Annotated in this window: 10 protein-coding genes; all 10 read left to right on the top strand. The window is 42.7% G+C overall.

Going from position 1 to position 9,204, the window contains the following annotated elements; translation table 11 throughout:
• Nucleotides 1-261: IS30 family transposase (locus BP27_RS0108900; protein WP_027851258.1), on the top strand; the 261-nt coding region annotated here is incomplete at its 5' end.
• A 28-nt stretch (nucleotides 262-289) separates the two neighbouring features.
• Complete coding sequence (locus tag BP27_RS0108895; RefSeq protein ID WP_027851257.1) at nucleotides 290-1,210, top strand: catechol 2,3-dioxygenase; 921 nt, start codon at nucleotides 290-292, stop codon at nucleotides 1,208-1,210.
• A gap of 76 nt (nucleotides 1,211-1,286) precedes the next feature.
• On the top strand, nucleotides 1,287-2,747 hold the full coding sequence (locus tag BP27_RS0108890) for a 2-hydroxymuconic semialdehyde dehydrogenase (protein WP_027851256.1): 1,461 nt from the start codon (nucleotides 1,287-1,289) through the stop codon (nucleotides 2,745-2,747).
• Nucleotides 2,748-2,779: 32 nt separating this feature from the next.
• The gene (dmpE, locus tag BP27_RS0108885; protein WP_027851255.1) at nucleotides 2,780-3,565 is read left to right on the top strand and encodes a 2-oxopent-4-enoate hydratase; all 786 of its coding nucleotides are present in this window, start codon (nucleotides 2,780-2,782) and stop codon (nucleotides 3,563-3,565) included.
• Nucleotides 3,566-3,610: 45 nt separating this feature from the next.
• On the top strand, nucleotides 3,611-4,522 hold the full coding sequence (locus BP27_RS0108880) for an acetaldehyde dehydrogenase (acetylating) (protein ID WP_027851254.1): 912 nt from the start codon (nucleotides 3,611-3,613) through the stop codon (nucleotides 4,520-4,522).
• A gap of 10 nt (nucleotides 4,523-4,532) precedes the next feature.
• Nucleotides 4,533-5,555 (top strand): 4-hydroxy-2-oxovalerate aldolase, encoded by a 1,023-nt coding sequence (gene dmpG / locus BP27_RS0108875; RefSeq protein ID WP_027851253.1) that lies wholly within the window; start codon nucleotides 4,533-4,535, stop codon nucleotides 5,553-5,555.
• 4 nt (nucleotides 5,556-5,559) lie between these two features.
• On the top strand, nucleotides 5,560-6,360 hold the full coding sequence (gene dmpH, locus BP27_RS0108870) for a 2-oxo-3-hexenedioate decarboxylase (RefSeq protein WP_027851252.1): 801 nt from the start codon (nucleotides 5,560-5,562) through the stop codon (nucleotides 6,358-6,360).
• A gap of 135 nt (nucleotides 6,361-6,495) precedes the next feature.
• The gene (locus BP27_RS0108865) at nucleotides 6,496-7,311 is read left to right on the top strand and encodes a SphA family protein (protein WP_027851251.1); all 816 of its coding nucleotides are present in this window, start codon (nucleotides 6,496-6,498) and stop codon (nucleotides 7,309-7,311) included.
• 72 nt (nucleotides 7,312-7,383) lie between these two features.
• Complete coding sequence (locus BP27_RS0108860; protein ID WP_027851250.1) at nucleotides 7,384-7,575, top strand: 2-hydroxymuconate tautomerase; 192 nt, start codon at nucleotides 7,384-7,386, stop codon at nucleotides 7,573-7,575.
• A 79-nt stretch (nucleotides 7,576-7,654) separates the two neighbouring features.
• A complete protein-coding gene (locus BP27_RS0108855; protein ID WP_027851249.1) occupies nucleotides 7,655-9,190 on the top strand; it encodes a methyl-accepting chemotaxis protein in 1,536 nt (511 codons plus the stop codon).
• Nucleotides 9,191-9,204: the final 14 nt, after the last annotated feature.

Below are 9,204 nucleotides of genomic sequence, written 5' to 3'. Positions count from 1 at the left end.
CATCAAGCCATTGCAAAAGCACTGAATTGTGACTTTTACTTTGCAGACCCTTATGCTTCTTGGCAACGTGGATTGAATGAAAATACAAATGGCTTAATACGTCAATACTGCCCCAAAGGTTCATGCTTTAAGCACTTAGATGATGAGCATTTTGAATTCATTATGCATCGTTTAAATAACCGACCTAGGAAAACACTTGGAATGAAAACACCAAATGAAGTATTGTTTGAAGAATTACAGGCTGTTGCACTAGCAAGTTGAATCCAAGAAACAAAAAGAGGAAGTAAAAATGAGAAAAGGTGTAATGCGCCCAGGCCACGTACAAATCCGTGTCTTAGATATGGATGAAGCTGTAAAGCACTACGTTGATTTAATTGGTTTAATCGAAATGGATCGTGATGATAAAGGTCGCGTCTATTTAAAAGGCTGGACAGAGGTTGATAAGTACTCAGTGATTCTTATTGAAGCTGATGAGCCTGGTATGGACTTTATGGGTTTTAAGTGTGTTGATGAAGCTACCTTAGATTCGCTAGCAGCTGATGTGCGTAAACTAGGCATTGACGTTAAAGAAATTCCTGCAGGTGACTTGCCTAACTGTGGTCGTCGTATGCAATTTGTAGCGCCAACAGGCCATGTGTTTGAACTCTATGCTACTAAAGAGCAGACCGGTAAGTGGGGTATCAGCGATGTTAACCCAGAAGCTTGGCCGCGTGATTTAAAAGGCATGAAAGCAACCCGATTTGATCACTGCTTACTTTATGGTGATGATTTAGACGGCAACTTAGAGCTCTTTGATGTTCTAGGTTTTGGCTTGGCTGAGCAGGTGCTTGACCCTGAAGGCAATAGAGCAGCTTTATTCCTAACCACTTCAATGAAGGAACACGATGTCGCTTTTATTAAGCATGAAGAAAAAAATAAATTTCACCATGCCTCTTTTTACCTAGATACTTGGGAAGAAGTGTTACGTGCTGCTGACTTAATTACTATGACAGATACACCTCTCGATATAGGTCCTACCCGTCATGGTTTAACTCATGGTCAAACTATTTATTTCTTCGATCCTTCAGGCAACCGTTCTGAAGTTTTCTGTGGTGGTAGCTACTACTTCCCAGACCACAAAACCATAACATGGAAAGCAGAAGATTTAGGTAAAGCTATTTTTTATCACACCCGTGAACTGAATGAGCGTTTTTTAACGGCTTTAACCTAGTAAACCCGTGGTATCAACCCTAGTGGTTGATACCTATTTATTTAATGACTGGATAAGATTAGTAAGAGAGAAAGTTATGAAAGAGTTTAAGCACTTTATCAATGGTCAGTACCTTGCATCGGCCAGTGGTAAAACCTTTGAAAACCGTAGTCCGGTCGACAACAGCCTACTGGGTAAAACCCATGAAGCTGGGCGTGAAGAGGTTGATGCTGCTGTCAAAGCTGCAAAAGCTGCGTTAAAAGGACCTTGGGGTAAGCTAACTCAGGTTGAACGTACTAAGCTGCTCAATAAAGTGGCTGCACGTATTAATGAACGATTTGATGAGTTTTTGGAAGCTGAGTGCCTAGATACAGGTAAACCACGCTCAATTGCTGCCCACATCGATATCCCACGTGGTGCAGCTAACTTTAAAGCCTTTACTGAAACTGTAGCTAACTTACCCACAGAAGGCTTCCGTATGGATACTCCTGATGGTCAAGGTGCCATGAACTTTGGCCACCGCACACCCAAAGGCGTTATTGCCGTTGTTGCTCCTTGGAACCTGCCTCTATTACTGATGACATGGAAAGTTGGCCCTGCCTTGGCTTGTGGTAATACCGTGGTAGTTAAACCTTCTGAAGAAACCCCTATCACCACCACCCTGCTGGGTGAAGTAATGAATGAGTGTGGCGTTCCACCGGGCGTGTTTAACGTTGTGCACGGCTTTGGCCCTGACTCAGCAGGTGAGTTTTTAACCACTCACCCCGATGTAGATGCGATTACTTTTACGGGTGAAACTCGTACAGGTGAAGCCATTATGAAAGCTGCTGCAGTGGGTTTACGTAACATATCACTCGAGTGCGGTGGTAAAAATCCAGGTATTGTTTTTGCTGATTGCGATATAGAAAAAGCCGTTGAAGGCACTATGCGTTCTGCCTTTGTTAATTGTGGTCAAGTGTGTTTAGGCACTGAACGAGTTTATGTAGAACGTTCTATTTTTGATCAGTTTTTAGCCAGAATGAAAGAAGAGGTCGCTAAGCTTAAATTAGGTCGCCCTGAAGATGAGCAAGCCAATTTTGGCCCCTTGGTAAGCCAAGAGCACCGATCAAAAGTTAAATACTACTATGACTTAGCGGTTGAAGAAGGCGCTAAGGTAGAAATTGGTGGTGGTATTCCTGATATGGGTTCAGAACTGAATGATGGTGCTTGGATAGAACCCACCATTTGGACTGGTTTAGCTGATGATGCCCGTGTTATGCGTGAAGAAATATTTGGTCCTTGCTGCCATATTCGCCCCTTTGATAGTGAAGAAGAGGTAATTGAGTTAGCCAATGATACAGATTACGGACTCGCTGCTGCTATTTGGACAGAAAACTCTTCGCGTGCTGTACGTGTAGCAGAACAAATGGAAGCAGGTATTGTATGGGTAAACTCTTGGTTCTTGCGCGACTTGCGTACTTCATTTGGTGGTGCAAAACAGTCAGGTATTGGTCGAGAGGGTGGTGTGCATGGCATGGAGTTTTATACCGAAATGAAGAATATCTGCATAAAGCTTTAATTTAATACAGTCAAATTTTATGTGAGGCGGTAATGAATAAAGAATTAATCCAAAGCTGCGGTGACGAATTGTACCAAGCCATGGTAGAACGCAAAGCGATTCGCCCTTTAACCGAGCGCCACTCCAACATGAGTGTTGAAGATGCTTATCAGATTTCACTACGTATGCTAGAGCTGCGCTTAGCTGCCGGTGAACGCGTTATTGGTAAAAAAATTGGTGTGACTTCTAAAGCTGTACAAGACATGTTGAATGTTCACCAGCCTGACTTTGGTTATTTAACTGACAAAATGGCCTTTAGTCAGGGCGAAGAAATGCCTATTAGCCAACTACTGTTGCAGCCCCGTGCTGAAGGTGAAATAGCTTTTATTCTAAAAAAAGATTTGATGGGGCCAGGTGTTACTAATGCTGATGTGTTAGCGGCCACTGACTGTGTGATGCCTTGCTTTGAAGTGGTTGATTCACGCATCGAAGATTGGAAAATTAAAATTCAAGACACAGTTGCTGATAATGCTTCCTGCGGATTGTTTATTTTAGGTGACCAAGCTGTTAGCCCAACAAAAGTCGATTTAGCCACTTGTGGTATGGTTGTTGAAAAAAATGGTTCGGTCATTAGCACCGGTGCAGGTGCTGCCGCTCTAGGTAGTCCAGTTAACTGTGTTGCTTGGTTGGCTAATACTCTTGGTCATTTTGGCATCCCCCTTAAAGCAGGTGAAGTCATCTTGTCAGGTTCCTTAGTACCCTTGGTGCCAGTTAAAGCAGGTGATCACATGAGTCTAAGTATAGGTGGTATGGGTAATGCCTCTGTACGTTTTGTTTAAGTCTCCTATAAGCCATTTCTCACCTAATACAATGCAGGCATCACTATGAGTAAAAAATTAAAAGCTCTTATCATCGGCCCTGGTAATATCGGCACCGATTTATTAATGAAAATGCAACGCTCTGAATGGATAGAACCGGTTTGGATGGTGGGTATTGATCCAACCTCAGAAGGCCTTAAACGTGCTGAAGCCATGGGCATTAAAACCTGTGCAACCGGTGTCGATGGTGTGTTAGAGCACATTATAAAAGATGATATTCGCGTAGCCTTTGATGCCACCTCTGCCTACGTTCACGCTGAAAACAGCCGTAAGCTCAATGAGCTAGGTGTGATAATGATTGACCTAACACCAGCTGCGATTGGTCCATTTTGTGTGCCGCCGGTGAACTTGGTTGAACAAACCAAAAACCTGGCCATGAACGTCAATATGGTGACCTGTGGCGGCCAAGCTACCATTCCTATGGTTGCGGCTATCTCACGTGTGCAGCCGGTTGAATACGGCGAAATTGTTGCCACTGTTTCTTCTCGTTCAGTTGGCCCTGGTACACGCGTTAATATTGATGAATTCACCCGTACCACTGCCAGCGGTGTAGAACAGGTGGGTGGTGCTAAAAAAGGTAAGGCAATCATTGTTATTAACCCTGCCGAGCCACCTTTAATGATGCGCGATACCGTGCATTGCTTAACTGAAACCACTCCTGATCAAGCCAAAATTACTGAGTCTATTCATGCCATGGTTAAAGAGGTGCAGCGCTATGTGCCCGGATATCAGCTAGTCAATGGCCCAGTATTTGATGGCAATCGTGTGTCCTGCTTTATGCAGGTGGAAGGCTTGGGTGATTTTCTACCCAAGTACGCCGGTAACCTCGACATAATGACCGCAGCAGCACTGCGTACCGCAGAAATGTTTGCTGAAGAAGCGGCAAATCAGTCCATCACATTACCCGCTCGCGGCTAGGAGAAACCCAATGAATTTACAAGGCAAACAAGTCACCCTCCACGATATGAGCCTACGTGATGGTATGCATGCTAAGCGTCACCAAATCTCATTAGAAGAAATGGTTAATATCGCTACTGGCTTAGATCAAGCGGGTATGCCGATGATAGAAGTGACTCACGGCGATGGTCTGGGTGGTGCTTCGGTTAACTACGGCTTTCCAGCGCACAGCGATGAAGAGTACCTAAAAGCCGTTGTGCCACAAATGAAGCAGGCTAAAATTTCAGCCCTATTATTGCCAGGTATTGGAACGGTTGATCATTTAAACATGGCTAAAGACTGTGGTGTCACCAGTATTCGTGTGGCCACCCACTGTACCGAAGCCGATGTGAGCCAACAGCACATTACCCAAGCCGCAAAAATGGGTATGGATACCGTGGGTTTTTTAATGATGGCGCACATGGTGAGCCCAGAAAAAATCCTCGAACAAGCCAAGCTCATGGTGGACTACGGTGCTAACTGCATTTATGCCACTGACTCAGCTGGTTATATGTTGCCGGATGATGTGACTGCTCGCATTGGTCTGCTGCGTAAAGAATTGCCAAAAAATATCGAAATAGGTTTTCATGGTCACCACAACCTAGGCATGGGTATCGCTAACTCCTTAGCAGCCATTGAAGCGGGTGCTAGCCGTATTGATGGCTCAGTGGCTGGTTTAGGTGCCGGTGCAGGTAATACACCGCTAGAAGTTTTTTGTGCAGTGCTTGATCGCATGGGTGTAGAAACCGGTGTTGATCTGTTCAAAATTATGGACGTAGCAGAAGACCTGGTTGTTCCTATGATGGACCATCCGGTTCGTGTCGACCGTAACTCATTGACACTAGGCTATGCCGGTGTTTATTCCTCTTTCCTCTTATTCGCTAAGCGTGCTGAAGAAAAATACGGCATCTCCGCCCGTGATCTTTTAGTTGAACTGGGTCGACGCGGTACCGTGGGTGGGCAAGAAGACATGATAGAAGACCTAGCATTAACCATGGCAAAAGAAAAGGCTTAATTTAATGGAAAATACAAACAAACTCACTAAAGAACAAATTGATGAACTAGCGACCTACTGTGAAGAAGCCGAATTAAATCAACAAGAAATAACTAAAGTCACCGATAAATACCCAGAAATGACCTACCGTGATGCCTTTGATGTGCAATGGGAAGCACGTCGACGTAAAGAAGCACGTGGTCATAAAGTTGTTGGCATGAAAATGGGCTTAACCTCTTGGGCAAAAATGGCGCAAATGGGTGTTGAACAACCTTGTTATGGTTACCTAGCTGATTACTTCAGCGTACCAGAAGGTGGTGAAATCAAGATGGATGAATTGATTCATCCAAAAATTGAAGCGGAAATTGCCTTTGTAACCAAAGCTCCACTTAAAGGCCCAGGCATCCATATTGGTGATGTGTTAAGAGCCACTGACTTTATTATTCCAGCGGTGGAAGTGATCGATTCACGTTACAAGGATTTTAAGTTCGACTTAAAAAGTGTGATTGCCGACAACTCTAGCTCTAGTCGATTTATCACTGGTGGTCGCATGGCACGCTTAGAGGATGTTGATGTTAAAAACCTAGGTGTCGTTATGGAAATTAACGGTGAGATTGTCGCCACGGGTGCGGGAGCTGCAGTATTAGGTCACCCAGCGGCTTCAGTCGCCATGCTAGCGAATATGATGGGTGAGCGTGGTGAAGAAATTCCAGCAGGCACTTTTATTATGACTGGTGGTATTACAGCCGCTGTCACGGTTAATCGAGGTGATTCAATCAATATTCGTTACCAAGATTTAGGCAGCATTACCGCTAAGTTTGTTTAGTAGTTTAGTGAGTAAGCGTTTACAAAATTAGAAGCAGTTGATCTAGCAACAGGTGTAGTAAATATAAATAATAAGAACAAGGATGTTCTAAAGTAGTAATAAATAATACAAATAAAAATAATAAGGTAATTTAAAATGAAAATTAAACAACTCGCAATTGCTGCAGCTATTTCATCTTGTTTAGCTGCACCTACTTTTGCAGGCCATTATGTACCAGGTATAGAAGGTGTAAAAGCTAGTTCAGTGCCTCCACCAGGAATCTATTACAAGGGCTACTATGTAAACTATGAAGCAGATAAATTCGATGGTGGCGGACCAGATAAAGTAACTGTTAATGCTTTAGCACACCGCTTAATTTGGGTTACTCCACAAGAATTTCTAGGGGGTGATTTAACCCTGGAAGCTATCTTACCGATGATTAATGAAAAAGTTAAAGCAGGTGGAGCAACGGTTAAAAGTGAATCAGGTTTAGGTGACTTGTATTTGGGTGGTGTTATTGGTTGGCATGGCGAGCAATGGGATGCCGTGGGTGGTATGGGCTACTGGGCTGAAACCGGTGACAAGGATAAAGTGGGCCAAGGTCACGATGGCATTATGCTGACTTTTGGTGGTACCTATAAGCTAAACCAAGCAGGTGATATTACTTTAAGCGGTTTAGGTCGTTATGAAATTAATGGTGATAAGAGTGGTGGGGTAACAGTCAAGGATAATCTCACTCTTGAATGGGGCTTAGGTAAGGCTTATGGCACTTTAGATGTGGGTGTTGCTGGCTACATCACTAGAGAAATGTCTGGCTCAAATAAAGAAGAGCGTAATGCGCTTGGTATGTCAGTAGGAAAGTTTTGGCCAGGCTTTATGTTAGGTGCAGATATTGCAGCCTATAAAGAGCTCTCCAGCTCTAATGGTCCTGAAGGCAGTGTAATTCGGGCTTCTTTAACCAAAGTATTTTAAAAAAAAGCCTAGCTGGCTAATACTGGCTAGGCTTTTTTCATGCAGTTTAATAATCAAAGTAAGAGGTGCAGCATGCCTATAGCGCAAATTTATATAATGGAAGGCCGTAGCGATGAAAAAAAAGAACAATTAATTGAAAAAATTACTGATGCAATGGTTGAAGCCCTAGATGCACCTCGAGATGTAGTAAGAGTAATGATTACTGAAATGCCTAAGCAGCACTTTGGTATAGGTGGTAGTTCAGCAAAAAAATTAGGCCGCTAACCTAACTTAATAAATAATATTATATAAGTAGTTTTGTCTGTGTTTTACACAGCGAATTAATAACCAAGTAGGTAAGAAAATGCAAAAGGGTGAGTTAAATAAGTATATATTACTCATGAGCCCCAAGGGTGATATTATTTACACCTGTCGACATGCTAGGGATAAGTTCGCTTTAAACAAAGACTCTTTAAAAGGCCTTAATCTGCGCAGCTTTAAACATCAAAATATGCCAGATGGGCCAATTAATGATCTTTTTGGAGTAGTAAGTAAAGGTAAGCCATGGTTAGGAGTGATCCAGCTTAAGGCTGGATCAGATGAATTATGGGTTAGCTGTTATGTGTTACCAGTTATAGAACAAGGCCAAGTAGCAGAATTACATTGCATTATGCAAGAAGCAGATAACGCAACACTTAGCCGTGCCAGACAAGTTTATGGGTTAAGAAAGCAAGGTAAAATGCCCTTACGTTTAAGGCTGCCGATAAAGTCTACTTGGCAAAGATTGTACTTGGTTTCTGTACTAGCTATTGCACCAATTTCTATAGCGGCAGCTTTAGCAGAGGCTAGCTGGGTTATAGGTATAAGCTTTGTTATTAGTCTTGCACTTTTATTCTTTGCGCAATACCTAGTTATGCAACCTTTTAATCAGTTAGTCAAAACCAGCAAATCCATAGTACATCATCCTATTAAACAAATAATTTATACCAATACGGTTGATGATATAGGCCAGCTGCAGATGGTGATCTCTATGCAGCAAGAACAAACTAGCTCCTTAACCTATAGGCTACAAAACACCTCAGATTTAATCTTTAAACGAGCCAATAATACCGTAGCCAGTATGGAGCAATTAGTTCAGGCACTAGATCAGCAAACCAGTGGCTTAGATCAGCTGTCCGAATCAAGTACCAGCTTGCAAGAAAATTCCCAAGTAATGAGTGCTGAAACTACTTCTAGCAAAACAGCTGTAGAAGCTGCCTTAGCACAAATTGAGCTAGGCCAAACCACTTTAAAAGATGCGATAGAAGGTAATCACTTATTAGCCGAAAAAATTCAACAAAACCGTAGTTACTTTTTAGAGTTAGAAGCAAGCAGTAACAACATAGGTGATGTTCTAGTCGTTATTCAAAATGTTGCTGAGCAAACTAACCTGCTAGCTCTCAACGCAGCTATAGAAGCTGCCAGAGCAGGTGAAGCAGGCCGTGGTTTTGCCGTAGTAGCTGATGAAGTTCGCTCCTTGGCAGCGGAAACCCAAAACTCAGCTGTTAGTATTCAAACCATGATAGAGGGCTTACAAAAAGCGACCCAACAAATTTTAAGCACTTTAGAGCAAGAGCAAGAAATATCAGACTCAAGTGTTAAACAAATAGATGCTGCTGGTGAAGCCTTCAATAGTATTTTAAAAAATGTTGATTTGCTTGTAGCTAGAGTAGCGGCCTTAGAGGAAGGCAATAAACAACAAACCCAAGTTGCAGAAATAGTTGATACACAAGTAGCTGCTTTTATAGAAGCTAACCTAAAAACCTCTAAGGAAGCCAAAACTGCGGATAAACTTAACCAAGAAGTTGCCCGTATGGCTAATAGCCAAAACCTACTTCTTTCAGGCCTAGCACAAGCTTAATGTTTTATTTTTAG

It is taken from the genome of Marinospirillum insulare DSM 21763, assembly GCF_000686905.1.
Lineage (GTDB): Bacteria > Pseudomonadota > Gammaproteobacteria > Pseudomonadales > Halomonadaceae > Marinospirillum > Marinospirillum insulare.
The sequence above is the reverse complement of the archived record's forward strand: the minus strand, read 5'-3'. Positions and strand labels throughout refer to the sequence as shown.